This window comes from Nonomuraea sp. 3N208 (genome assembly GCF_052245935.1).
Lineage (GTDB): Bacteria > Actinomycetota > Actinomycetes > Streptosporangiales > Streptosporangiaceae > Nonomuraea.
Window position 1 is genome coordinate 23,499 of record NZ_JBQQBR010000063.1, and the last position, 25,046, is coordinate 48,544.

Annotated in this window: 21 protein-coding genes and 3 tRNA genes; 10 read left to right on the forward strand and 14 right to left on the reverse strand. The window is 69.6% G+C overall.

From position 1 onward, the window contains the following. Window positions 1-13 precede the first annotated feature (13 nt). Window positions 14-661, reverse strand: a complete 648-nt coding sequence (locus tag ACTWPT_RS54055; RefSeq protein ID WP_443185372.1) for a response regulator transcription factor — start codon at window positions 659-661, stop codon at window positions 14-16. After that, complete coding sequence (locus tag ACTWPT_RS54060) at window positions 652-1,899, reverse strand: sensor histidine kinase (protein WP_443185373.1); 1,248 nt, start codon at window positions 1,897-1,899, stop codon at window positions 652-654. Before ACTWPT_RS54060 ends, ACTWPT_RS54055 begins: the two co-directional genes overlap by 10 nt. 182 nt (window positions 1,900-2,081) lie before the next feature. Between ACTWPT_RS54060 and ACTWPT_RS54065 the strand changes: the two genes are divergently transcribed. Continuing rightward, window positions 2,082-3,347, forward strand: coding sequence for an acyltransferase family protein (locus ACTWPT_RS54065; RefSeq protein WP_443185374.1), 1,266 nt, complete (start codon window positions 2,082-2,084; stop codon window positions 3,345-3,347). Window positions 3,348-3,392: 45 nt separating this feature from the next. Next, window positions 3,393-5,891, forward strand: coding sequence for a DEAD/DEAH box helicase (locus ACTWPT_RS54070; RefSeq protein WP_443185375.1), 2,499 nt, complete (start codon window positions 3,393-3,395; stop codon window positions 5,889-5,891). A gap of 128 nt (window positions 5,892-6,019) precedes the next feature. Here ACTWPT_RS54070 and ACTWPT_RS54075 read toward each other — a convergent pair whose 3' ends face one another. After that, window positions 6,020-6,583, reverse strand: coding sequence for a sensor domain-containing protein (locus ACTWPT_RS54075; RefSeq protein ID WP_443185376.1), 564 nt, complete (start codon window positions 6,581-6,583; stop codon window positions 6,020-6,022). An 8-nt stretch (window positions 6,584-6,591) separates the two neighbouring features. Between ACTWPT_RS54075 and ACTWPT_RS54080 the strand changes: the two genes are divergently transcribed. Next, window positions 6,592-7,095, forward strand: a complete 504-nt coding sequence (locus tag ACTWPT_RS54080) for a DUF2087 domain-containing protein (protein WP_443185377.1) — start codon at window positions 6,592-6,594, stop codon at window positions 7,093-7,095. Here ACTWPT_RS54080 and ACTWPT_RS54085 read toward each other — a convergent pair. The 7 genes from ACTWPT_RS54085 to ACTWPT_RS54115 all read right to left on the reverse strand — a co-directional run bounded on the left by ACTWPT_RS54085 (window position 7,092) and on the right by ACTWPT_RS54115 (window position 16,594). Further along, the gene (locus tag ACTWPT_RS54085) at window positions 7,092-8,684 is read right to left on the reverse strand and encodes a beta-N-acetylhexosaminidase (RefSeq protein ID WP_443185378.1); all 1,593 of its coding nucleotides are present in this window, start codon (window positions 8,682-8,684) and stop codon (window positions 7,092-7,094) included. The two genes, ACTWPT_RS54080 and ACTWPT_RS54085, sit on opposite strands and share 4 nt — an antisense overlap. Window positions 8,685-8,696: 12 nt before the next feature. Continuing rightward, window positions 8,697-10,643: an NPCBM/NEW2 domain-containing protein gene (locus ACTWPT_RS54090; protein WP_443185379.1), complete on the reverse strand. Its 1,947-nt coding sequence runs from the start codon at window positions 10,641-10,643 to the stop codon at window positions 8,697-8,699. A gap of 10 nt (window positions 10,644-10,653) precedes the next feature. Further along, window positions 10,654-12,126: an alkaline phosphatase D family protein gene (locus ACTWPT_RS54095; RefSeq protein ID WP_443185380.1), complete on the reverse strand. Its 1,473-nt coding sequence runs from the start codon at window positions 12,124-12,126 to the stop codon at window positions 10,654-10,656. Between the two features lie 80 nt (window positions 12,127-12,206). Further along, window positions 12,207-13,523: an ABC transporter substrate-binding protein gene (locus ACTWPT_RS54100; protein WP_443185381.1), complete on the reverse strand. Its 1,317-nt coding sequence runs from the start codon at window positions 13,521-13,523 to the stop codon at window positions 12,207-12,209. 14 nt (window positions 13,524-13,537) lie between these two features. Further along, a complete protein-coding gene (locus ACTWPT_RS54105) occupies window positions 13,538-14,347 on the reverse strand; it encodes a carbohydrate ABC transporter permease (RefSeq protein ID WP_443185382.1) in 810 nt (269 codons plus the stop codon). A 7-nt stretch (window positions 14,348-14,354) separates the two neighbouring features. After that, window positions 14,355-15,293 (reverse strand): carbohydrate ABC transporter permease, encoded by a 939-nt coding sequence (locus ACTWPT_RS54110; RefSeq protein ID WP_443185383.1) that lies wholly within the window; start codon window positions 15,291-15,293, stop codon window positions 14,355-14,357. Further along, the gene (locus tag ACTWPT_RS54115; protein WP_443185384.1) at window positions 15,290-16,594 is read right to left on the reverse strand and encodes a glycoside hydrolase family 36 protein; all 1,305 of its coding nucleotides are present in this window, start codon (window positions 16,592-16,594) and stop codon (window positions 15,290-15,292) included. Before ACTWPT_RS54115 ends, ACTWPT_RS54110 begins: the two co-directional genes overlap by 4 nt. Window positions 16,595-16,754: 160 nt before the next feature. Here ACTWPT_RS54115 and ACTWPT_RS54120 point away from each other — a divergent pair, with 160 nt between their 5' ends. Next, window positions 16,755-17,909 carry an ROK family protein gene (locus ACTWPT_RS54120; protein WP_443185385.1) on the forward strand — a complete coding sequence of 385 codons (1,155 nt, stop codon included), beginning with the start codon at window positions 16,755-16,757 and terminating at the stop codon, window positions 17,907-17,909. A 21-nt stretch (window positions 17,910-17,930) separates the two neighbouring features. Here the strand turns inward: ACTWPT_RS54120 and ACTWPT_RS54125 are convergent, their stop codons facing one another. After that, the gene (locus ACTWPT_RS54125; protein ID WP_443185386.1) at window positions 17,931-18,893 is read right to left on the reverse strand and encodes a helix-turn-helix domain-containing protein; all 963 of its coding nucleotides are present in this window, start codon (window positions 18,891-18,893) and stop codon (window positions 17,931-17,933) included. 41 nt (window positions 18,894-18,934) lie between these two features. Between ACTWPT_RS54125 and ACTWPT_RS54130 the strand changes: the two genes are divergently transcribed. Further along, window positions 18,935-19,714, forward strand: coding sequence for a phytanoyl-CoA dioxygenase family protein (locus tag ACTWPT_RS54130; protein WP_443185387.1), 780 nt, complete (start codon window positions 18,935-18,937; stop codon window positions 19,712-19,714). Window positions 19,715-19,717: 3 nt separating this feature from the next. Here ACTWPT_RS54130 and dusB read toward each other — a convergent pair whose 3' ends face one another. Continuing rightward, the gene (dusB, locus tag ACTWPT_RS54135) at window positions 19,718-20,827 is read right to left on the reverse strand and encodes a tRNA dihydrouridine synthase DusB (protein ID WP_443185388.1); all 1,110 of its coding nucleotides are present in this window, start codon (window positions 20,825-20,827) and stop codon (window positions 19,718-19,720) included. A gap of 95 nt (window positions 20,828-20,922) precedes the next feature. Here dusB and ACTWPT_RS54140 point away from each other — a divergent pair, with 95 nt between their 5' ends. The 4 genes from ACTWPT_RS54140 to ACTWPT_RS54155 all read left to right on the forward strand — a co-directional run bounded on the left by ACTWPT_RS54140 (window position 20,923) and on the right by ACTWPT_RS54155 (window position 21,818). Next, the gene (locus ACTWPT_RS54140; protein ID WP_443185389.1) at window positions 20,923-21,546 is read left to right on the forward strand and encodes an amino acid-binding protein; all 624 of its coding nucleotides are present in this window, start codon (window positions 20,923-20,925) and stop codon (window positions 21,544-21,546) included. Between the two features lie 39 nt (window positions 21,547-21,585). Beyond that, a tRNA-Gly gene (locus ACTWPT_RS54145) sits at window positions 21,586-21,657 on the forward strand. A 14-nt stretch (window positions 21,658-21,671) separates the two neighbouring features. Then, window positions 21,672-21,742, forward strand: a tRNA-Cys gene (locus ACTWPT_RS54150). 4 nt (window positions 21,743-21,746) lie between these two features. Continuing rightward, window positions 21,747-21,818: transfer RNA gene (locus ACTWPT_RS54155), tRNA-Val, on the forward strand. Between the two features lie 269 nt (window positions 21,819-22,087). On the opposite strand, the gene ACTWPT_RS54160 is transcribed toward ACTWPT_RS54155, so the two are convergent. Both ACTWPT_RS54160 and ACTWPT_RS54165 read right to left on the reverse strand, forming a co-directional pair. Continuing rightward, window positions 22,088-22,861 carry a hypothetical protein gene (locus ACTWPT_RS54160; RefSeq protein ID WP_443185390.1) on the reverse strand — a complete coding sequence of 258 codons (774 nt, stop codon included), beginning with the start codon at window positions 22,859-22,861 and terminating at the stop codon, window positions 22,088-22,090. Window positions 22,862-22,875: 14 nt separating this feature from the next. After that, window positions 22,876-24,024, reverse strand: a complete 1,149-nt coding sequence (locus tag ACTWPT_RS54165; RefSeq protein WP_443185391.1) for an MFS transporter — start codon at window positions 24,022-24,024, stop codon at window positions 22,876-22,878. A 136-nt stretch (window positions 24,025-24,160) separates the two neighbouring features. Here ACTWPT_RS54165 and ACTWPT_RS54170 point away from each other — a divergent pair, with 136 nt between their 5' ends. After that, the gene (locus tag ACTWPT_RS54170) at window positions 24,161-24,778 is read left to right on the forward strand and encodes a TetR family transcriptional regulator (RefSeq protein WP_443185392.1); all 618 of its coding nucleotides are present in this window, start codon (window positions 24,161-24,163) and stop codon (window positions 24,776-24,778) included. Window positions 24,779-25,046: the final 268 nt, after the last annotated feature.

The window sequence follows — 25,046 nt, forward strand, 5'->3', positions numbered from 1 at the left end:
CCCCCGCTTTCAGTCAGGAACGCAGGTAGGTCAGCACGGCCAGAACCCGGCGATGCTGGTCGCCGTCCTCCGCGTAGAGACCGAGCTTGTTGAAGATGCTCCTGATGTGCTTCTCCACGGCTCCGTCACTGATCACGAGTTGCCGCCCGATGGCCGGATTGGACTTCCCCTCGGCCATCAGCCCGAGCACCTCGCGCTCGCGCGGCGTCAGCTGCGCCAACGGGTCGTCCCTGCGCCTGCGCACCATCAACTGGGACACCACCTGCGGGTCGAACACGGTCCCGCCTGCGGCCACCCGCCGCAGGCCCTCCAGGAATTCGTCGACGTCCACGACCCGGTCCTTCAGCAGGTAGCCCACCGCGCCCCGGGCGTCGGCGAGCAGGTCGTCGGCGTAGGAGACCTCGACGTACTGCGACAGGATCAGCACGGGCGCTCCCGGCACCCTGCGCCGCGCCTCGACCGCCGCTTTGAGCCCCTCGTCGGTGAACGACGGCGGCATCCGCACGTCGACCACCGACACGTCGGGCTTGTGCTCGTCGATCGCCGCGACGAGGGCGTCGCCGTCCCCGACGGTCGCGACCACCTCGCAGCCGAATTCCTCCAGGAGCCTGACCAGGCCCTCCCTGATCAGGACCGCATCATCGGCCACGACTACCCGCACGGCACCTCCGCCACGATCAGTGTCGGCCCGCCGTCCGGCGACTGCACGGTCAGCTCCCCGTCCACGGCGCGGAGCCGGTCGGCCAGCCCGGCGAGTCCATGTCCCTTGGCGACGTGCGCGCCGCCGACCCCATCATCCCCGATCGTGAGCATGAGCACGCCACCGATGCGCTGCAGCTGGACCGTGCAGATAGTGGCGCGGCTGTGTTTGGCCACGTTGGTGAGGGTCTCGGCGCAGACGAAGTAGATGGCGTTCTCGGTGGCGGCCTGGTAGCGCTCGACGGTCTGCACGTCCAGGTCGACGGGTACGGTGCAGCGCCCCGCCAGGGCGGCCAGCGCGGGCGCGAGCCCGCGGTCGGACAGGATGGGCGGGGCGATGCCGCGTGAGAGCGCCCGCAGCTCGTCGAGCGTTTCGCGGGTGGCGCTGATCGCCGACTTGATCGTGGCCTGCGCTGCCTCCGGGTCCTTGGCCAGCTGCCGCTGCGCCCTGGACAGCTCCATGGCCAGCGACACCAGCCGCTGTTGCGGCCCGTCGTGGATGTCGCGCTCCAGCTTGCGCAGCGCGTTGGCCTCGGCGGACACGGCGGCGGCGCGGCCTTCGGCCAGGTCGTCGATGCGCTCCTGCAGCTCGGCCACCCCGGTCAGCAGCGCCCGCCCGAGCCCGGCCCTGATCAGTGCGGCCCCGCGCACCATGACCGGCATGAGCAGCGTGGAGACCAGGCCGATGGAGAGGTAGAAGACCGAGTTGACGACGTAGCCGTCGCCGAGGCCGAGCAGTTCGGGCAGCTCCGTGTTGCCGGGGATCCGCATGGTGATGAACCCGTACACCGGCCACGTCAGCCCGGCCAGAGGGATCGCCCAGAACACGACCGTGAGCACGAACGACAGGATCGCGAACGGGAAGTTCAGGATGCCGTGCAGCAGGTCGAGCCAGGACTGGCCGCTCGTCAGCGGGTTGATCAGCCGGCGGAAGCGGCCCGCGCCGGGCGGGGCGGGCTTGTAGCGCGGCCGGACGGGGGGCCGCTTGAGCACGTCGGACAGCCAGCCGCGCTCCGCGTCCGCGAAGCCGCGGGCGACCATCAGCGTGCCGGCCAGCAGCGGCACGCCGATCCACACGACCGCGGTGCCCACGCCGGCCGAGAAGCCGGCGATCATGAGGACGAAGCCGATGACGGCCGTGGGAAAGCCGACCAGCGTGTAGCGGGTGTCGAGGAGGACACGCCTTGTCAGGGAGCGCATGACCTTCACGGTAGGGCTTCGCCTGGGACGTGACGAGAAGGTGCACCGGTCTGTGGGGGTAGGGCCAGCCCTACCCCGCCCAGTGGTGCGATCCGACTGCGAGACGGCAGCTTGCGTCACTGTGCCGCGGCCCCTCCGGCGAGAGCCTTGAGCCATCCGCTCCCCCCGAATCGAGGCTCCCCATGACCGTCCTGCTGGACCGCCCCGTAGCCGTGGCCGCGGAACCGCGCGCCAAGCCGGCTGCGACGCGGGACCCGTTCATCGATCTGCTGCGCGTGCTGGGCATGGCGCTCATCGTGTTCCAGCACTGGACGATTCCCGTGTTGTCCTATGACGGTGTCCGGCTGACCACGGGGAACGCGCTGGCGACCCCGGGCGTGTGGGTGGTGACCTGGCTCAGCCAGGTGATGCCGCTGGTGTTCTTCGCGGGCGGCGCGGCGAACGCGATCAGCTTCGGCCGCTCGGCCGCGGGCGCTCCGCTGTGGGTGGCGGCGCGGCTGCGACGGCTGGCCTGGCCGCTGCTGCCGCTGGCGGCCGTGTGGATTCCGCTCCCCCACGTGCTGCTCACCTTGGGGGTGCCCGAGCAGCCGCTGGAGGTGGGAGCGCGGCTGACCGGCCAGCTGCTGTGGTTCCTCGCCGTTTATCTGATCGCCGTCCTGGCCACGCCGTACGCGCTGCGCCTGCACGAGCGGCACGGCTGGCGGGTGCCCGCGGCGCTGGCGGCCGGGGCGGTCGTGACGGACGTGGCGCGGTTCTCGGCCGGGTTCGAGGCTGTGGGCTTCATGAACGTGGTGTTCGTGTGGCTGGCCGTGCACCAGCTGGGCTTCTTCTACGCCGACGGGCGGCTGCGCCATGCATGGGCGCTGGCCGCGGGCGGGTTCGGGGCGGCGGCGCTGCTGGTGGCGTACGGGCCGTACCCGGGAAGCATGATCGGGCTGCCGGGGGCCGAGGTGTCGAACATGGCGCCGCCCACCCTGGCCATGCTGGCCGTGGGCGCCGGGCAGGTCGGCCTTGCCGTGCTGCTGCGGCCGTGGCTGGTGCGGCTGCGCACCCGCCGGCTGCTGGCCTGGGCAGGGCCGCGGATCATGACGGTGTACCTGTGGCACATGCCGGCCCTGTTCGTGGTGACCGGTCTGGTGGTGGTGCTGACAGGGATCGACACGCCGGCGCCGGGCAGCACGTTCTGGTGGGCCGGGTGGCCGCTCTGGTTCGGGCTGCTGTGCCTGGTCATGTGGCCGCTGACGAAGGTGTTCGCCAGGTTCGAGACGCCGCCCGCGCTGCCGTACGGTGCGGCCGGGTGGGGCGGTACGCTCGCGGCGGCGACGCTGGTCGGCGGCGGGGTGCTGACGCTGACGGTCGGCGGGTTCGCACCCGGCGGCGGACCGTTCCTGGCCGTGCTGGCCGTGCTGGGTGGGCTCCTCCTGACGGCACCGAGAGCCCGGGTGTAAGAGAACCGGGTTCGACCACCGTGCAATCTTCGGCAGGATAGATACGTGAGCCTTCTCGTTGACCGCCTGCCCGAAGAGATCGATGCCGATCCCGACGCCATCTTCGACGCGTTCGTCGCCTGGAACGCCGAGCGGGGGCTCACGCTCTATCCCGCCCAGGAGGAGGCGCTCATCGAGGTCGTCTCCGGCAGCAACCTGATCCTGGCCACGCCGACGGGCTCGGGCAAGTCGCTGGTCGCCGCGGGCGCCCACTTCGCCGCGCTGACGCGGGACATGCGCACGTTCTACACCGCGCCGATCAAGGCGCTGGTGTCGGAGAAGTTCTTCGACCTGGTCGCGATCTTCGGCACCGAGAACGTCGGCATGATGACCGGCGACGCCAGCGTCAACCCGGGCGCGCCGATCATCTGCTGCACCGCCGAGATCCTGGCCAACGTGGCGCTGCGCGACGGCGCCGCCGCCGACATCGGCCAGGTCGTGATGGACGAGTTCCACTTCTACGCCGAGCCCGACCGCGGGTGGGCGTGGCAGGTGCCGCTGCTGGAGCTGCCCAACGTGCAGTTCATCCTGATGTCGGCCACGCTCGGCGACATGTCGATGTTCGAGCGTGACCTGACCCGGCGCACGGGGCGGCCGACGTCCGTGGTCAAGCACGCCGAGAGGCCCGTGCCGCTGGTCTACTCCTACCGGATGACCCCGCTGCACGAGACGCTGGAGGAGATGCTCAAGACCGGGCAGGCGCCGGTCTACGTCGTGCACTTCACCCAAGCCGCCGCCATGGAGCGGGCCCAGTCCCTGATGTCGATCAACATGGCGACAAAGGCCGAGAAAGAGGCGATCGCCACGTTGATCGGCGGGTTCCGCTTCACGACCAGGTTCGGGCGGGCGCTGTCGCGGCTGGTCCGCCACGGCATCGGCGTGCACCACGCGGGCATGCTGCCGAAATACCGCCGCCTGGTGGAGCGGCTGGCCCAGGCGGGCCTGCTGAAGGTCATCTGCGGCACCGACACGCTGGGCGTGGGCGTCAACGTGCCGATCAGGACGGTGTTGTTCACGGCGCTGTCCAAATACGACGGCAACAAGGTGCGCCGGTTGCGGGCCCGCGAGTTCCACCAGATCGCCGGGCGGGCCGGCCGGGCCGGCTTCGACACGATCGGCTACGTGGCCTGCCAGGCCCCCGAGCACGACGTCGAGAACGCCAAGGCCCTCGCCAAGATCGGCGACGACCCGAAGCGGCGGCGCGGCTACGCCCGCAAGAAGCCGCCGGAGGGTTTCGTCGGGTGGAGCGAGGACACGTTCCAGAAGTTGCAGGAGGCCGAGCCCGAGCCGCTCGCCTCGCGTTTCAAGGTCACCAACGCGATGTTGCTGGCGGTCATCAACCGGCCGGGCGACTGCTTCCAGGCGATGAAGCACCTGCTGACCGACAACCACGAGGACCGCAAGTGGCAGCGCCGGCACATCAGCCAGGCCATCGCCATCTACCGGTCGCTGCTGGCCGGCGGCATCGTGCAGCAGTTCAAGGAGCCGGACGAGCAGGGGCGCAGGGCCCGGCTGACGATCGAGCTGCAGGAGGACTTCGCGCTCAACCAGGCGCTGTCGACGTTCGCGCTGGCGGCGTTCGACCTGCTGGATCGCGAGTCGCCGTCGTACGCGCTCGACATGGTCTCGATCGTGGAGTCCATCCTCGACGACCCACGGCAGATCCTGTCGGCCCAGCTGAAGAAGGCCAGGGGCGAGGCCGTCGCGCAGATGAAGGCCGACGGCATCGAGTACGAGGAGCGGATGGAGCAGCTGGCCGAGGTCATGTACCCGATGCCGCTGGAGGATCTGCTGCTCGGCGCGTACGAGACCTACCGGCGCGGGCATCCGTGGGTGGGCGACTACACCGTCAGCCCGAAGTCCGTGATCCGCGACATGTACGAGCGGGCGATGACGTTCGGCGAGTACATCCAGTTCTACGAGCTGGCCCGCTCCGAGGGCACGGTGCTGCGTTACCTGGCCGACGCCTACCGGACGCTGTCGCGCACGGTGCCCGAGCACCTCAAGACCGACGACCTGGTGGACCTGATCGAGTGGCTGGGCGAGCTGGTGCGGCAGGTCGACTCGTCGCTGATCGACGAGTGGGAGAAGCTGGCCAACCCGGCCGAGGCGCTGGAGAAGCAGGAGCAGCTCGAGGCCAAGGTACGCCCGGTCACGGCCAACCCGAGGGCCTTCCGCGTGCTGGTGCGCAACGCCATGTTCCGGCTGGTCGAGCTGTGCGCGCTGGAGAAGGAGGAGGAGCTGGAGGAGCTCGCTCCGGACGTGGACTGGGGCGCGGCGCTGGACGCGTACTACGCCGACCACGAGGAGATCTTCACCGACGCCGACGCGCGCGGGCCCGCGCTGCTGCGGATCGAGGAGGAGAGCGGGTTCTGGAAGCTACGCCAGACGATCAAGGACCCGGCCGGCGATGGGGACTGGGGCATCGACGCCCAGGTGGACCTGGCCGCGTCGGATGAGGAAGGCCGGGCCGTCCTGCACGTGCAGGGGCTCAACCGGCTCTAGATGTGACAAGCCGTGTGCCGGAACGGACTGGCAAGGGCGCCCCGGCACACGCCTGTCAATTCAGTGTCTTCCGGCCAACGTCGGTGTCATGTCATGGCAATGTCGCAAGATCGAGACATTTCCCGCGGTCAGCAGTCGGCGACAGTGCAGATCTTGGCGAGGATCCGTGTGGCGTCCTTCGTCTGCTGCTTGAAGTCGGAGGCGGCGGGCTTGCCCCACTCGCCGGACACGGTGTAGACGATCAGGGCGTTGGCGCGGCGGGCGACGACGGCCCGCTCGCCGCCGATGGCCGCCTTCTTCCCCTGGTAGGCCTGGCCGGTCACCTTCAGCGCCTTGTCGCCGAGGCTCACGGACGTGGCGGAGTAGCGGTAGCTCTTGGTACCGCAGACGCGCAGGGCGGCCTCCAGGTCCCGCAGGGCCTTGCCCGCGGCCGCCGCCGACGCGTAGAGGACCACCTGCTCCGACTTGGCGTAGTCGGGCACCGCCGTGTAGGTGAGCGTCCTGGCCGCCGTGCGCCCGCTCTGTCCGAGCTTGGCTTTCTGGCACGGGTTGACGACTAACCTGGCCGACTTCTTGCTGCTGGCGGACCAGCTGGTCTCGGGGTCGTCGTCCTTTGTCGCGGCGGCCTTCTCGTACAGGAGGAAGTTGTTCGGGATGGCGACCGCGGCCGCCAGGATGAGTGCTGAGATCATGGGACAAAATGGTAGGGGTGAGCGACGAAGAGATCAGGCGCGTCCTCGGGCTGCTCTACCAGGACGACACGTTACGGGCCTTCGCCTCCCTCGTGCTCGGCGACAGCGAAGGGCTCTCCCCCAAGGCGCTCCACAAGCTGGCCGGCGGCGGACTGGCGGTCTGTGACGAGAGCGGCAAGTGGCGGGCGAGGCCCGAGCGGTTCAGGGAGCTGCTGCGGGCACGCGCCGAGCCGGCCGCGGAGTTGACCGCCGAGGAGCGGGTGTTGCGCACGTTCCTGGTGGACGGGCGGCTGACGACCCTGGCGATGCGGCGCGACAAGCGCCTTGTCGTGCTGCGCTACATCGCCATGGTGTTCGAGCCGGGGGTGCGTTACCCCGAGAAGGACGTGAACGTGGCGCTGCGGGCCTTCCACGACGACCACGCTGCCCTGCGACGCTATCTGGTGGACGAGGGGCTGCTGTCCAGGGAGGACAACGTCTACTGGCGCAGCGGCGGCCCCGTTCACCTTTAGAGCGTGCGGAGGTTGCTGGTCCAGGCGTCGAGCTTGGCCTGCCACCCCTCCGGGTCCTCGGGCCGTCCCGGCACGCCCGGCCGCCGCTGCCAGGGGAGCGGGCCGGCGGCGCGCCGGTACTCCACGCCGATGGCCTCCAGCCGGGGCAGGTGCGCGGCCAGCCGCTCGCGGAAGCCGGCCAGGTCGCGCTCGGCTGGGCTCCACACGGTCTCGGCGAAGGCGGCGAGCCGGGGGAAGGCCATGTAGTCGACGTGCCGGCTGGAGTCGATCAGCTCGGTCCAGATCCCGCACTGGGCGCCGAGGACCCGGGCGGCGGCCGGGTCGCCGCGCAGTTCCTCGGGGACGGGCTCGAAGGCGTAGACGTCCTCCAAGGTCAGCACCGTCCCGAACGGAGCGGGCTCCTCCTCCCCCGGCCCCTGCCGGTAGTCCAGGTAGAGGCTCGTGTTGGAGCAGTTGATCACGTCGTGCCCGCTCCTGGCGGCGGCCACCGCGCCCAGCTCGCCGCGCCAGGAGGCGACCACCGCGCCGGGCGCCAGGCCACCCTCGAGGATCTCGTCCCAGCCGACCAGCCTGCGGCCGCGCTCGGTCAGGTAGTCGTCGAACCGGTGAATGAACCAGCTCTGCAGCTCCTCCTCGTCCCGCAGCCCCAGCTCGGCCATCCGCCGCTGCGCGGCCGGGCCGGCCTGCCACTGGTCCTTGCGGCACTCGTCGCCGCCGAGCACGACGTACGGGCTGGGGAACAGCTCCAGCACCTCGTCGAGCACGTTCTGGAAGAACTCGATCGTGGTGTCCTCGACGTTGAGCACGTTCACGCCGACGCCCCAGGTGGTCCGCACCTCCAGCGGCGTGCCGAGATTGCCGAGCTCCGGGTAGGCGGCGATGGCGGCCTGCGTGTGCCCCGGCAGGTCGATCTCGGGGACGACCGTGACGTGCCGCCGCGCGGCGTAGGCGACGATCTCCCTGATGTCGTCCTGGGTGTAGTAGCCGCCGTGCGGGCGGCCGTCCATCGCGCCGTTCCAGCCGGTCTGGCTCTCCCTGCGCCAGGCCCCGACCTCGGTCAGCCGGGGGTAGCGCTTGATCTCGATCCGCCAGCCCTGGTCGTCGGTGAGGTGCAGGTGCAGCACGTTGAGCTTGTGCAGGGCCAGCAGGTCGATGAAGCGCAGCACGTCATGCTTGGTCATGAAATGCCGGGCGACGTCGAGGAGGCAGCCGCGCCACGGGAACCGCGGCGCGTCCTCCACATACGCGCCGGGCGCCGTGAAGGGGCCGGTCGCGGCCTTCCTGAAGGCGGCGGGAGGCAGCAGCTGCCGGAACGTCTGCGCCCCGTAGAACGCCCCTGCGGGCCCGCCCGCGACGATCTCGGCCCGTGGCCCGACGGTCAGCCGGTACGCCTCCGGCGGCAGATCGCCGAGCGTGAGAGTGATCGTCCCCGAGCCGGGCAGCAGCTCGCCGCCTGTGACGGGGGCCAGCTCGCCTCGTAGCCAGGCCGCCACCTCGGCGAGCGCCGGATCGGCGTTGAGCGTGGCCCGGCTGTCGAGGACGAACGAGCCCGGCCTGGACTCGTGCTGCACCGGCTTGGGAACGATCATCAACTCTCCTTGCTACTTGCAGGTGATGGTGGCGTCGGCGAAGTCGGCGTGGTCGGAGGTGGCGTTGTCGCCGCCGTTGGTCGCGACCAGCCGGATGAAGCGGGCGCCCTCGATGGACGCGGTGACCTTGCGGGCGGGCATGGCCCCGGTGACCAGGCCCGAGTAGGCCACCCTGCCCCCGTCGGCCCAGACCTCGAACCCGGCGGAGCCGGCCGCGCCGACCTCGTCGTCGATCCCGGCCTGGAACTCGACCGTCGAGCAGCGCCCGCCGGCGTAGTACTCGATCTCGGCGGGCGAGTGGGTGCCGAGGCCCTTGGCGTACGTGGCGCCCTCGATGGTGATCGGCCGGCCGTCGCCGGCTGCCCGCTCGCCGTTGCTGGTGTCCTTCTCGACCGGGCCGAAGTAGTTCTTGGCGCTGGTCCAGGTCAGGTCGCTCAGGTATGTCCGCCCCGATCCCGGCGCCTTGGCGACGGTCACGACGGCTGTCGCGCTCTGGCCGCCCGTGGCGAAGGTCAGGTCGTGGTTCTGGAGCGCGGCGTCGGCAGGCGGGGTGACGGCCCATGTCACGGTGAACGTCTCGCCGCCGTCGAGCCGGCTCGTCCGGGCCGGCGTGCGGGCGGCGACCTGCCATCCCGCCGGCGCGGATGCCGTCACCTCGACGTCGCGCAGCCGGCCGGTGGCGCCCGTGTTCGTGACCCGGGTGACGATCTCGCCGGTCCGGCCGGGCTCCAGCACCGACGGCCGGTCCTGGCCGAGGAAGGCGGGCGGGTCGGCCTCGAACGTCACCAGCGGCGGCGCCTGCTCGCGGCTCTCGGCCACCCGGTAGAGCACGGCCCCGTGCGCGGGCACCTGGCCCGATAGCTCGCCGGCCGACGAGGTGACCGCGCCGGTCCACAACTCCTCGACCCGGTAGCGGGAGCCGCCGAGCCGGGTGGAGATCGTAGCGGCGCGGTCGCTCTCGTTGAACAGCGCGATCGCCCGGTCGCCGTTCGCGAGGGGCTTGGACAGCACGTGGTACCAGCCGTCGCTCTTGACGAGCCGGCCGTGGGCGCCGAGCGAGTCCTGGTCGACGGCGATCACCTTGGGGTTGGCGACGATCGCGGCGGGCGCCTTGGCCGGGTCGGCCTGCAGGATGAGCGGGGCGGCGCCCATGGCCCAGAGCGTGACCTGGGTGCGGTATTCGGTGTCGGTCATTCCGCCGCGCCCGGCCTGGACGAGGTCGGGGTCTGCCCAGCTGCCGGGTCCCGCGTACTCGGCCCTGAGCTGGTTGAACTCCCAGATGTCGACCATGGTGGCGTACGCGTCGGCGATCGGCCGGTTGTAGACGTTGGTACGCCAGGTCGTGGCGCCCGCGTCCTTGCCCCAGAGCCACGGGACGGTGCTGCCGTCCTCGTTGTTCATGGCGAACACGACGTCGCCGCCGAGGGTCTGGCGCATGCGCGGGAAGAGGGCCTGGGCGATCTGCTGCACGTTCTGGCCGGGGAAGTCGGCCGTGGGGATGGAGCACCAGTCGTACTTGACGTAGTCGACGCCCCACTCCTTGACCTGGGCGGCGTCGGCGGCCTCGCTCTTGTAAGAGCCGGGGCCGCCGCCGGAGCAGGCCTTGGTGCCGGCCGACAGGCTGAGGCCGAGCTTCAAGCCCTTGCCGTGCAGGTAGTCGGCGAGCGCCTTGACGCCGCCGGGGAAGCGGGCGGGGTCCGGGACGAGTGCGCCGGCCGCGCGCTGCGGGGCGAGCCAGCAGTCGTCGACGATGACGTACCGATAGCCGAGCGGGGCGAGGGGCGCGAGGGCGTCGGCGGCCTGCCGCATCGACGACTCCGAAACCGAGCAGCCGAGCGAGCGGCTGCTCCAGCCCATCGGCGGCCGAGCTCCGGCGACAGCGGCTTCGGCGGCGCTGGATAAGGGGACGAAGGGCAGGGCGAGGAGGGCCGCCGCGGCGGCGGCCGTGATGGTGCGCATGGCGGTCCTTTCAGGCGGGGTTGAGTCGGGGGTTGCCCGGCTCGACGACGAACGAGCCGGAGGTGTAGGCCGGGGCGTACGGCTCGGTGATGCGCGACAGCGAGCGGAAGTCCACCTTCATCTCCTGCTGCGTGATCGTGGTCCGGACGTAGCCGCGGCGGCCGTTGAAGAACTTCACGTGCGGGTTCTCATCCAGCAGGATCTGCGTGTTGGGGTACTCGTCCAGGCCGTTGCCCGCGCTCGTCACCGAGGTCGTGACCAGCTCGACGGCGACGGACTTCGACTCGGGGTCCTGGTGGTCGCGCTTGATCTCGCCGGCCCAGTGGGAGTGCACGTCGCCGGTGAGCACGACGGCGTTGCGCTGGTAGGCGTCGAAGGCGGCGGTCAGGCGGTTGCGGGAGGCGACGTAGCCGTCCCAGCCCTCGTTCGAGTAGCCCTTGCCAGGGCCGTTGGCCCAGTCCATCTCCATGAAGAAGACCTGCTGGCCGAGCAGGTCCCAGGTGGCGCGCGAACGTTTCAGCTCGCCGTCGAGCCAGGCCTCCTGGTCGCGGCCGAGCAGCGTCCTGTTGGGCTCTAAGCGGTCCAGGCAGTCGGGGCCGACCGTGCCGCTCCTGCCGGTGCAGGCGTACAGGTCGCGGTATTGGCGGGTGTCGAGCAGGTGCAGGTTGGCGACCGCGCCCCAGCGGATGCTGCGGTAGAGCTTGAGCGCCGCGCCGTCCGGCTTCTGGGCGCGGCGCAGCGGCATGTTCTCGTAGTACGCCTGGAAGGCGTCGGCGCGGCGCTTGAGGAACGGCGGGTCCGGCTGCTCGGGTACGTCGGCGGCCCAGGCGTTCTCGATGTCGTGGTCGTCCCACACCACGACCCACGGCGCGATGGCGTGCGCCAGCTGGGACTCCGGGTCGGCCTTGTGCTGGGCGTGACGCACCCGGTAGCCGGCCAGGTCGAGGCACTCTCCACCGGCCTGGTCGCGGACCGGGTACTTGTAGTCGCCGTACTCGTAGATGTAGTCGCCGAGGAAGGCGATCAGGTCGGGCTGGTCCTCGGCCATCCTGCGGTACGGGGTGAACCAGCCGGTCTGGTAGTCGGCGCACGAGGTGAACGACAGGTTCAGCGGCCGGCTGCGGGTGCCGGGGGCGGGAGCGGTGAGGGTGCGGCCGGCCGGGCTGATCTCCTTCTCGGCCTTGAAGCGGTAGAAGTACTCGGCGCCAGGCGCGAGGCCCTCGAGCTCGACGTGCACGCTGTGGGCGGCGTCGGGGCGGGCGAGCTCGACGCCGCGACGTACGACATGCCGGAACTTTTCGTCTTTGGCGAGCTCCCACTGGACGGGGACCGCACGGCTCGGCATGCCGCCGAGGCCGTCGAGCGCGATCGGGTCCATGGCGAGCCGGGTCCAGAGCACCACGCCGTCGGGCGTGGGCTCGCCCGAGGCGACGCCAAGCTGAAAGGGGTCGGACAGAGGGGCGCGGCGGGCCGCCGCACGCACGGGTTCTGCACCCAGTGCGGCGGAAATGCCCAGGCTTGCGCCCCCGGCGAAAAGTGAACGCCGGGTGATCATGGGGGTCCTTACTCGAGGGTGGCGTTACCTGCGGCGACAGCCTGGTCTGCGGCTTCTTGCGGAGAGAGTTTGCCGAGGTACATCTCGTTGAATATCTGATTAAGCTTCGTCTCGAAGCCCGTGAAGCCGGTGGTGACCGGCAGGGGGAAGGTGGACCCCTCCGCCTCCTCGACGAACGGCGAGACGTCGACCTTCTTGGCCTTCCAGTAGTCGACGTAGCCCTGGGAGAGGCCGTTGAGTGCCGGGAAGACGTAGCCGCCGTCGGCCATGATCTTCTGCGGCTCCTCGGTGCCGAGGTAGGCGGCCAGCTTCATGGCCTCCTGCGGGTGCTCGCTCTTGGCGTAGACGGCCTCGGCCAGGCCGTTGAGGTTGACCGAGCGGCCTGCCGGGCCTTCCGGCATGAGCGCGACGCCCACCTCGAACGTCGCCTCGGGGGCCACGAACGGCAGCAGCGCGTTGTTGGCGGGGAACATCGCGATCTGGCCTGCCTTGAACATGTCGGTGACCTTGCCGGTGGGCGGGTTCGTCTGGGTGGCCGGCGGGGACACGTGGTGCTTGTTGACCAGGTCCACGCCGAACTGCAGGGCCTGCACCGAGGCCGGGTCGTTGAAGACGTACTTGCCGAAGGGCTTGTCGACGAGCTTGCCGCCGTTGGAGCCGACCCAGTTCATCCACTGGGTCTGGTAGTGGTTCCAGGAGGCGAAGCCGTACGTCTTGACCTTGGCGGGGTCGAAGCCGGCCTCGCCGGGGTGCTTGCCGGCCTCGTCCGCGGTGAGCTTGCGTGCCGTGTCGAGCAGGGTGCCGGTGCCGTCGGCCGTCCAGGTGAGCTTGTCCGGCATCTCCACGCCGGCCTGCTTGAACAGGTCCTTGTTGTAGAGCAGGCCGACGATCCCCCAGTCCTTCGGGACGCCGTACAGTTTGCTTTCGTAGGTGAAGGAGCCGACGACGGTCTGGTGGTACTTCGCCGTGTCCACCTGGACCGGCGACAGGACGCCCTTGGTGACGAACTCGGGGAACTGGGTGGGCGTCATCCAGAACACGTCCGGCGCGGTGCCCGCGACCACGTCGGCGGTGAGCTTCGTCCAGTACTGGTCGTACGGCAGCAGCTCGATCGTGACGTCGATGCCGGGGTTGGCCTTCTCGAAGGCCGCCATGACCTTCTCGTAGCCGGCCTTCTGCTGGTCGTCCCAGAGCCGGTACGTCAACGTGACCTTGTCCGTCCCGCCTCCTTCTCCTGACGAGCAGCCGGTGAGGGTGGGTCCAGTGGTAAGCAGGGCGGCGCCGAGCAGCGCCCCGGCCCAGCGAATCCGGGGGGATTTCAACATTCGCTGACCTCTTCTTACTTGAGGCCTGTGAGGACCACAGACCTGACGATGTGCTTCTGGAAGAAGATGAAGACGGCCACCATCGGCGCCAGCGCGATCAGGCTGCCGGCCATCATGAGGTGGTAGTCGACGCCTATGCCGTCCTTGAGGGTGGCGATCGCGACGGTGATCACCCTGGTGTCGTCGCCGCTGGTGATGATCAGTGGCCAGAGGAAGCTGTTCCACGACGAGATCACCGTGATGATCGCCAGGGTGCCGAGCGCGGGCCGGCAGAGCGGCAGCAGGACGCGCAGGAGGACCGTCATCGGCCCCGCCCCGTCGATCCTGGCCGCCTCCTCCAGCCCGGAGGGCAGGCTCTTGAAGAACTGCCGCATGAGGAAGATCCCGTACGGGGTGCCGAGGATGTACGGGGCGAGCAGGCCGTACCAGGTGTTGACCAGGTCCAGCTCCCGCATGATGAGGAACAGCGGAATCATGGTGACGGCGCTCGGCACCATCATCGTGGCCACGTACAACCAGAACAGGACGTCCCTGCCCGTGAACCGCAGCCGGGCGAACGCGTACGCGGCGAACGTCGTGAACACCAGCTGCCCCGCCGTGAGCAGCGCCGTCATCAGGGCCGTGTTGAGCAGGTAGCGCGGGAAGTCCCCGCCGAGCATCTTGGCCATGTTGTCCGTGGTCGGCGGCCACCCGGGCAGCCACGGCGGGGTGGAGCTCAGCTGCGCCTGCGTCTTGACAGCGGTCAGCACGACCAGCAGGTACGGGAAGACCGAGAGGAAGGCGCCGGCCGCGAGCGCGGCGTACAGCAGGATGCGCTTGGTCATGGGTCACTCAGCTCAGGTCGTAGGTGGTGCGCTTGCCGAAGAACCTGACCTGCGCCACCGTCACCAGGAAGATGACCGCGAACAGCAGGGTGGACAGCGTGGCCGCGTAGCCGAAGTCGAACTCCTTGAACGCGGTCTCGAAGATCCGGAAGTTCAGCACCTCGGTGCTGCGGCTCGGCCCGCCGTTCGTCATCGCGTAGACCGTGTCGAAGACCTGGAACGCGCCGATGAGGTTGGTCACCGTGACGAAGAACATCGTCGGGTTGAGCAGCGGCAACGTCACCCGCCAGAACCGCTGGGCGGAGGTGGCGCCGTCGGTGGACGCCGCGTCGTGCAGCTCCTTCGGGATGCCCTGGAGGCCGGCCAGGAAGAACAACATGTTGTAGCCGGTGTGCTGCCAGACACTGACCAGAGCGACGGCCGGCAGCGCCCAGTCCGCGTCGGACAGCCAGTCGGGGCCGGTGACGCCGACGAGGGCGAGGGCACTGTTGATCGCGCCGTCACGCGGGTCGAAGATCCAGTTCCAGATGAGGGCGAGGACGATCGGCGTGGCCATCCACGGGATCACGAAGAGCGAGCGGTAGAACCTGACGCCTTTCACGCGCTGGTTGAGCAGCATCGCCAGGGCCAGGGCCAGGACGGTCTGCAGCGGGATGCAGAGCAGGACGTAGCCGGCCGTGACCCCCAGCGAGTGCCAGGTCTCGCCGTCGGCGGCCAGGCGGCGGTAGTTGTCCAGACCGACGAACTCGGGGGCGGACAGCAACTCCCAGTCGAACAGGCTCAGGACGAGGACGATCATCATGGGAAGCAGCAGGAACCCCAGGACGCCTAACAAGCTCGGGGCGATGAACAGGTATGCGTGCCACCCGCTCCCCCACCGCCTCCCGCCCGGCCGGCCGCGTACGGCCCGCAACGGGAGAGGGGCGCCGGCGGCGCGGCCGGTCACGACGGCTCCGTGGCGGTCGGGACCATCAGGCGCCGGGTCGTCTCCAGTCCCCACTCGTCCAGCGCCGCGATCGGATCGCTCGCGCCGCGCAGCCCGCCCGTGCCGGCGATGTGCGCCGCCCATTCCTCCCTGGCCTCGACCTCGGGCCGCAGGATGATGCAGTCGGGATCGTTCACCCACCATCGGGCGTGCAGGAACTCCCTGGCGGCCCCCGTGAGCCGGGCCCCAAGCTGCGACGGCTGGCTGATGTCCCCGGACCTGGGCAGCAGGGTCGGCGCGATGTCCGGGCTGACCCGCATGATGTCGACCAGCCCGATGCTGGGCAACATCGGCGCGCCGCACCCGTGCAAGGTGGCCTCGGCGCCGCCGCCTTCGCGGATCAGCTCCAGCCCGCGTCGGTACGCGGCGATCGGGTCCAGGTCCTCGTGCCGCCCGCCCGCCAGCGCCCCCGCGTACAGGTAGTCGAGCTTGAAGTGGGTGATCCCCATGGCGCGGAACGTGCGGAAGACGTTCACCAGGTGCTCGGCCGCGCCGGGGTGGGTGACGTCGAGCACGGCCAGGTCCTGGTTCCACATGCGGCCGGCGTAGGCGTCGTCGACCAGCCACTCGGGGTGCTCGCGGAAGACCCGGCCGCGGTGCCCGACCAGGAACGGCGCGGTCCAGATCCCGGCCCGCCGGCCGGTCGCCGTGATCGCGTCCACGGCCCGCTCCAGCGATCCGAACCCGGGCCGTCCCTCCAGCCAGTCGCCGATCTCGGCCTCGTAGCCGTCGTCGATGAGGAACATGTCGGCGGGCAACCTGTGACGGGAAGCCAGCTCCAGGTTCTCGATGACGTCCGCTTCGGTGACCTTGTCCCAGTAGCCGTACCAGGTGCACCACATGGGCGGGACCGCGGGGAACGTCCTGGGCGCCGCCATGGTGTCCGCCCAGTCACGCAGCGCTCGGGCCAGGCCGCCCTCGGCGCGGTGGTGGCGTACCGGGCCGTCGGCGGAGATCACCAGACGGCCGCGCTCCGCCTCTCGCGCCCTGATCGACGGCACCTTGAGCGGGCTCGGTGCCGACCAGAGCTCCACGGACCCGTCGCCCGGCTCGACCGCCAGCAAGCCCTCCCCCTGGAACACACCGTCGGGGGCCGGGGTCTCGGGGCGGTAGCAGAGGATCTGGATCGTCTCGTCGGCGGGCCGGGGCGGGGCGGCTCCCAGGCCGTAGGCGCCCGTGGGGCTCCACGACTGCCAGCCGTGCTCGAACACCCGCGCCCGGCCGGGAACGCACGTGATCTCGCCGATGTCCGCGAACGACATCAGTCCTCATTTCTCTTCACTTACGCAGGAGCCCTTCATTAGTAGCACCGGCCCCATGGAGGGGTCAACGGCCGATTCCTCGACAGGGACGGGACGTGTACACCGGTCAAGCACTGGCATAATCTCTGATTACAGAGGAGAGCTACATTAAGGACGGCGGATGGCGGACCTACGCGGCGGCGACCTGTCACGGCTGCGGCAGCTCAACTCGCTGACCGCCATCCGGGCACTGCGCAGGGCGGGCCCGCTCACCCTGTCGGCACTCGCCGAGCGCACCGGCCTGTCGCGGCCGTCCATGAAAGAGGTCACCGACGAGCTCATGTCGCTGGGCTGGGTGGAGGAGGTGCCGCCGAGCCAGGGCACGATGGGCCGGCCTGCCCGCCGCTACCGCTTCCGCGCCGACAGCGGCTACCTGGTCGGCGTCGACATAGGAGGTCACAACATCCGCGCCGCCCTGTCCGACCTGGACGGCGAGATCCTCGCGGAGACCCGGCAGCCGGTGCTGCCCGACGCCCCGCTCGAAGAGCGCCTGGCTGCGATCGAGCGGGCGGTCAGCGGGTGCCTGGCGCTCAGCCGTACGACGGTCGCGGACGTGTGGAGCATCTCGGTCGGCACGATCGGCGTGATCGACATCGAGGGGCGCGTGATCTATTCGGCCGCCGTGCCCGCCTGGCGCGACCTTGACCTGGCGGGCAAGCTGCGCGAGATGTTCCCCTGCCAGGTGCTCATCGAGAACGACAGCCGCCTGGCCGCCATGGCCGAAGCCCGCCGCGGCGTCGCCCGGGGAGCCAGGGACGTGGTGTTCCTGCACGTCGGCCGGCGCATGGGCGCGGGCCTGATCATCGGCGGGAAGGTGCACAGGGGCTTCGGCGCGGCGGCCGGCGAGATCTCCATGCTGCCCGAGGCCCGATGGTTCGACGCGCCCGAGCACCTGAACACGTGCGCGTGCGTGCCCGAAGGCACCGCACTCGAGGACGCGGCCGGCTACACCCTCGCGGCCGCCAGGAACGGCGACCCGGTCGCGATCGAGGCCGTCGAGCGGTACGTCGACGACCTCGCGGTGGGCACGGCCGCGATGGTCCTCATCCTGGACCCGCAGATGGTGGTGCTGGGGGGCGGCTTCTCCCGCTCGTCCGACGTGCTGCTCGATCGCCTGCGGAAGCGGCTGGAGCGGGTGTGCATGCGCATGCCGGAGGTACGCGCGTCCACCCTGGGCGACGAGTGCGTGGTGGTCGGCGCCATCGACTACGCTGTCGACCACCTGGACGACCAGCTCTTCACCCCCGACAAGGGCCCCCTCCCCCTCACCCGCTGACAGAGATGAGCGGCGGGCGGGTCAGGGCTGGGGGCGGAGGCGGGCACGGTAGTCGCGGGGCGGGAACCCGTACTCGCGTTTGAAGGCACGGCTGAAGTGGAACGGGCTGACGAACCCCGACGCCGCCGCCACCTGCCCGACGTCCAGGTCGGTCACTTCCAGCAGCCCGGCCGCGTGCCGTACCCGGGCCTGCCGGACGGCCTGCATCGGGGTGCGGCCGGTCTCGGCCGTGAACAGGTGGGCGAGCCGGGAGGGTGAGAGCGCGACCGCGCGGGCGAGCGAGGCGACAGAGTGCGGGGCGCCCGGCTCGGCGGCGATGATCGCCAGGACGCGCCGCACCCGTTCGTCGCCTTCGTCGGACTGCCTCGCCCCCTCAGGCCGGGCGGCGGCGGTGGCCAGCACCAGCGCCTCCTCGACGGCGCCCAGCACCAGCTCCCGTGCGGGCCCGCCCACGACGACCGCAGGCACCGGCTCGGCACCACGCCCCACCGCCTGCTCGGCGCCAAGCCCGAGTTCTGGCACGGTAGCGGCCTGGTCGGCGGTCCTGCCGGGCAGGGCGCGGGACGGGGTCGGCGGCACCCATCTGGCGTCCCGGAGCGCCCGCCCGAAAGCCAAGTCGATGCGCTCGTGCAGCCCTTCCGGCACCCGCGGGACGACGTGACACCCGCCGCCCCGCCCGTACGGCCCCAGCCACGCCGCCCACGACGCGCGCGGCTGGAAGTGGACCCACCAGAACCGCCACCGCGAGGCCCCCTGCGCCACCTGGTAGTGCTGCGCGACCCCCGACCCGAGCACCACCAGATCCCCCGCCCGCACCTCGAACGCCGCCCCGCCCTGCGCGACCAGCCCCGCGCCCGCCTGCGTCCACAGCAGCAGCCAGCTGGGCGACCCCGCCGGCCGCCGCGTCCCGTACCCGGGGAGCTTGTCGTAGTGGCCCACGATCATCAGCTCGGCAGCAGGAACGGACAAGTCCTCAGCAATCACAGGCATACCGTTACCCGATCCGGGTCCTTAGCGTGAAATACATGAGGATCGACGATTTCCACGAGCAGGGATACGTGCTGGTGCCCGGCCTCCTGGCCCCCGAAGAGGTGGCAGGGCTGCGCGACGAGTTCATGGCGATGCACGCCAGAGGCCCTATCCCGGGCCACTTCTCGCCCCAGCCGCAGGAGCCCGGCCGGCCGTACGACATCCTGCGCGAATACCCGCGCATCATGCATCCCCACGAGGTGAACGACCTCGCCCTGCGCTATCTGCTCGACGCGCGCATCGCCGCGATACTCCGCGACATACTCGGCGAGGAGCCGATAGCAGCCCAGAGCATGTTCTACTTCAAGCCGCCGGGCGCGAGGGGGCAGGCGCTGCACCAGGACAACTTCTACCTCCGGGTCGAGCCGGGCACCTGCGTGGCCGCGTGGGTGGCGCTCGACCGGGTGGACCGGGCGAACGGCGGCCTGGAGGTCGTGCCGGGCACTCATCTGATGGACCTGTTCTGCCCGGAGGAGGCCGACCAGGACGTCTCGTTCACCAGGGAGTACGTGCCGCCGCCGCCCGGCCTGAAGAAGGTGCCGGTCGACATGGACCCCGGGGACGTGTTGTTCTTCAACGGCAGCCTGGTGCACGGCTCCGAGCCGAACAGCACGGCCGACCGCTTCAGGCGCAGCTTCATCTGCCACTACACAGGCCGCTCGGCAGAACGCATCGCCGAGTACTACCCCACGCTCACGATGTCCGGCGAGCGTATCCAGTTGGAGCCCGCCGTGGGCGGCGGCCCCTGCGGCACCGAGGTCACCGGGCCTCACTAACCCTTAGCCGCCGGAAATATCGGATTCGGCGTCTTCAGGGACCACGCAGTCCCACGGGTCGTCCAGCCACCCGTCGGGAAGAAGCACCTTGGACCGCTCACCCGACTTACCCCGGGGCGTGTCGGTGTTCGCCGGCCACGGCTGGTCGTGCTCCAGCTTCGCCAGCCCCTCGCGCAGCCCGTCGAGCGACTCGGCCGTGCCCAGCTCCCGCCGCACCTCGCTCCCGACCATGAACCCCTTCAGGTACCAGCCGACGTGCTTGCGGAAGTCCGCCACCGCGTACCGCTCGATGTCAAAGCACCCGGCCAGCCCTTCGGCGTGCCTGGCCATCACCTCGGCCACCTCGCCGAGCGTCGGCCGGGCCCGCTCGGGGCTGCCGTTGAACGCGTTCTCCAGGTCCTTGAACAACCACGGCCGTCCCAGGCAGCCGCGCCCGACCACCACGCCGTCGCACCCGGTCCGTGCCACCATCCGCAGCGCGTCGTCGGCGCACCAGATGTCGCCGTTCCCCAGCACGGGGATCTCCGGCACGGCCTCCTTCAGCCGGGCGATGGCCTCCCAGTCGGCGACCCCGCCGTAGTGCTGCCTGGCCGTACGGGCGTGCAACGCGACCGCCGCGACACCCTCCTCGACGGCGATCCGCCCCGCGTCCAGATAGGTCAAGTGATCGTCGTCGATCCCCTTGCGCATCTTCATCGTCACGGGCAACGACCCCGCGTTGGCGACCGCCTCCCGCAGGATCCGCCGCAGCAGATTCCGCTTGTACGGCAGCGCGGACCCGCCCCCGCGCCTGGTCACCTTGGGGACCGGGCACCCGAAGTTGAGATCGATGTGATCGGCCAGGTCCTCCTCGGCGATCATCCTGGCCGCCCGCCCCACGACGCCGGGGTCCACCCCGTAAAGCTGGATGCTCCTAGGCTGCTCGGACTCGGCGAATCTGATCATCCTGAGCGTCTTGGGATTACGCTCCACCAGCCCACGCGTCGTGATCATCTCGCATACGAACAGCCCGGCGCCCTGCTCCCTGCACAACACCCGGAACGGCGCGTTCGTGATGCCCGCCATCGGCGCCAGCACCACCGGCGGCCAAACCCCAATCGGCCCAATCTTCACTTCGTCAGTTGTAGCGCAGGTCAGGTTGCGAGCGGTATTCGCGGATAGGGTGAGAAGCAGCATCTTCGGCGGATGGGGGATAGATGCTACTTCGCATGCGCGTTGAACTGCCCGACAGGCCGGGTTCCCTCGCGCAGGTCACCAAGGTGCTGGGGGTGGTGGGGGCCGACATCACCCAGGTGATCGTCCTCGACCGGGGCGCGGGTGCGGCCGTCGACGACATCACGATCTTCTGTCCGGACAGCACGCCCCGGCAGGCCCTGGTCAAGAGCCTGGAGGGGGTCGAAGGGGTGCGGATCGAGGGCATCTGGCCCACCCGTGAGGCGCCCGGGACGTACCCGGAGCTGGAGATACTCAAATACATCACGACGGCGGGAGACCGGGCCCTGACCACGCTCGTCGACTCGCTCCCCGTGCTCTTCAGCGCCGACTGGGCCGCGACGACCGCCGAGAACCGCGTGCTGTACGCCAGCTGGCGCGCCCCGCAGGAGCTGACCATCCCGGACGAGGCGCCCGCGCGCCCGGCTGCCATGACGCTCGACGACGGCCTGCACGTCATCCACGCCCCGCTGCCGCCGCTCGCGATCGCGCTCATCCTGGCCCGCTCGGAAGGCCCCGCCTTCCACCGCATCGAGGTCCACCGCCTCACCAGGATCCTGGAGATCTTCCTCAGCCTGCCTGCCACCGAGCGAAGCGTGGCCCGCCAACTGCGCAAGTAACCATTCGGGCGGAAAACCCGCTAGAGTTACTTGAGCAATGCGGAAGTGGCTCAGTGGTAGAGCATCACCTTGCCAAGGTGAGGGTCGCGGGTTCGAATCCCGTCTTCCGCTCGGAGATCTGGCCCGGTGGCGTGGCCGAGAGGCGAGGCAGCGGCCTGCAAAGCCGTCCACACGGGTTCAAATCCCGTCGCCACCTCACTGGACGATTAGCTCAGCGGGAGAGCGCTTCCCTGACACGGAAGAGGTCACTGGTTCAATCCCAGTATCGTCCACCGCAGAAACCCCAGGTCAACGGCCTGGGGTTTCTTGTTTCTCCGGTTACGGATCAAGGAATCGGGAGCAAAACGGGGGCGGGGCGCCCTCAGGCGTGTCGCTTGTTGAGGGGGATGGGCCGCCCACCACGCGGTTGACCTCCTCGAGTGCTGCCGCTGATCTTCAGATTCAGCGGGAGCTTCAGGTCGAGCAGAGGGACAGGAGGGCGATCGGCCGTGCGCCCCCCCCGGCTTGCCCCGACCACTCAGCCGTGATCTGACCGCGCTCGTTACGTCTGTGCCAATGCGTATGGGGAGCCAGGTTGCGGACCAGTGCCCTCGTGGGCGGCGATCCATGAGTCGTGGAGCCACATCTGGGTGCCGCGCCGTCCCTGGCTGGAGTCCCAGTTGATGTCTCGTTCGTAGGTCAGGATGGAGTCGTCGGCCCCGACGATGACCCAGGTGTACAGGCCGCTGTCGTGCTGCATCTTCACTTTCATTCCAGAGATGGTGGCTGTGGTGCCATCGGGTCGGGTCACCTTCTCATCGTGTTGGTCAACCCATTCGACACGGAGCCCGGAGACGTGCTTGGGTGCCACGCGTCGCAGGAAATCCAGGGCGATCTGTTCGCTGGCAGCGGCGTTGGGGAGTATTGCCTTGTCGTCTTGCTCGGCCAGGCGCGTGTAGCCGAGGATGGCGCCGTCGCCGTCCAGGACGAGGCTGGCGTGCGGACCGCCGAGGCGGTAGACGTCAGGTTGGTGACGGATCACGGTGACCGGGCGGTCGTCGTGTTGCTCCTGCCGTACGTTGACGACCTCCCACTCGGCCGGGATGGTCAGCCCGGTGCCGCGCAGGGCCTCGGCCGCCAGTCGTTGCGCGCTGCTGACGTTGGGACGAGAGCCGGTGGGGGTTGGCACTGCTGTGGTCTCTCCCGGCTGGGTGAAGGATGGCTGGACGGTGGCCGTCTCGGTCTCGGCGCTGGCGTTTAAGGCAACAGCTGTTCCCGTGATCGCCAGAACCGCGAACGCGATGCCGGGAAGGACGACTTTTCTCAGGCGTGCCATGGAGTTACTCCCTTTCAGCGAATGGATGAAGTGCGGTGCGTGGTGAAGACGACGAATCCGGCGGCGAGGTAGAGGACGGCGAGGATGAGGAGAGCGGTGGTGAAGCCGCCCGGAAGCGCGGTGGCGTAGGAGCCCAGACCGGCGCCGAGGAAGAGCACGAACCCGTTGACGGCCATCCCGATCCCCCGGGCGGAGCGGGCAGCGTCGCCCCAGATAGTGATCATGCTCGGCACGAGGATGGCGACTCCGGCGACGAAGCCGATGCTGGCCACGGTGAGTGCGACGAGGTTCCCGCCGAGCATCGCCTCGCCCGCCAGACTCACGGCGGCCAGGGCGAATCCGACCAGTGCGGAACGTGCCACGCCTAACCAAGTCGACAATGGGCCGGCAAGGAGCGAACAGAACATCGCGGGCAGCGCAGCAGCGCGGACAAGCATGGTCTCGGTGGGGGTGAGTCCGGCGTCCGCCAGGTGCGGCCCGAGCAGGGTGTACATCCCGACGAAGCCGCCCAGGACGACAAGGTGCCCGGCGCAGAGGAAGAGCGAGCTGGGCCGGATGGTGAAACGAATCAGGCTTGCGTACCGGCTCAGGAGAGGCTGGCGAGGCCGGTCCACGTCGGGTTCGCGGATCACCACGGCAGAGACCAACGTGGCGACCGCCAGCGCGATACCGCTGAGGAAGAAGGTCCAGCGCCATCCTGCGATGGTGCTGATCGCCGTGGCTCCCAACTGTCCGAGGATCCCCGCGGTGAGGAAGGCAACCGAGATCGCACCGATCGCCGCCGCGCGGCGCCGCGGCGGCAAGGCTTCTGCGAGATAGGCGAGAGCCGTCGGTGCGAAGGTTGCGGCCGCCGCGCCCTGGATTGCCCGACATATCCCCAGAACGGTCATCGACGGCGCCAACCCGACCGCGATGGTGGCGAGGGTGAGCAGCGCGAGGCCGTACACCAGGACGCGGCGGCGTCCGAAGTGATCCGACAGCGGCCCGTAGACCAGGAAGCCCACGGCGTAGAAGAACGAGTAGCCCACTGCGAGCGCTGCCGTCGCGCCGGGCGCACCCAGCTCGCTGCCCACGATCTGGTGGAGGGGAATGGACACGTAGAGCTGCATCAGCACGATCAAGGCGGTGATGACGAGCAGCGAAACAGCAGTGCCGCCGGCCACTTGCCGCGTGATCACGGGCGTGTATGGGGCGTTCGTGATCGGCATGACCCTCCCAAATTCCAACGGATGCGTTGGAATTTGAGTCTATGACACCTCGCGGCAATCTCCAACGCGAGCGTTGGATAAGCTGGCCGGCATGGCCTGGAACACCGAGGAGACCAAGCGCAAGCTCAAAGAGGCGGCGGTTGCCGAGTTCGCCGAACACGGCCTCGGCGGCACGACCATGGAACGCATCGCCCGCCGCGCCGGGGTCAACAAGGAACGGCTGTACACCTACTTCGGTGACAAATCCCAGTTGTTCTCCACCGTGCTGGCCGACGAGCTCAACAAAGTGGCCGCCGCCGTACCGCTCCAGCACCTAGACAGCCCGGAGAGCGTGGCCGAATACGCCGGCGCGGTGTACGACTACCACGCCGACCACCCCGAACTGACCAGGCTCCTGCTTTGGGAAGGACTGCTGGATCTTCCGGAGGTGCCCGATGAGGCCACCCGCACCGACTACTACCGCACCAAGGTCGCGGCGTTCGCCGACGCTCAACGGGCCAACGTCATCACTGATGCCGTCCCAGCGGCTGACCTCGCGTTCCTCGTCCTGGCTCTGGCGGGCTGGTGGTACGCCGTACCTCAGATGGCACGCATGATGCATGCGGACAGCTCAAGCACACCCGCGACGGCCAAGGCTGCGCTTATGCAGGCGGCCTTGCGACTTGCGGCTCCAACGACACAGGCCACCGCCACTGACCGACGGCAGTAAGGTACCCGCGCCGCCATCGGGCAAGCCGGATCCGCAGCTCCAATACCTGGTCTTTCGACGCGCTTGTCATCGATGTTGCTGAGCGTGTCGAGCCACTCGCAGACTTCCGGCTCCAGCTTGGAACCTGGAGATCGAGGCAATCACGGACCTCGACGTCGTGCTTGGCAGCAGACTCGCGCGTGATTCGCGCGACTTTCTGGATCACCCGACGCCTGAAGGAGATCGAAGACGTAGGGCACGGGTCAGCGAGCACATGACCGCCCCGACG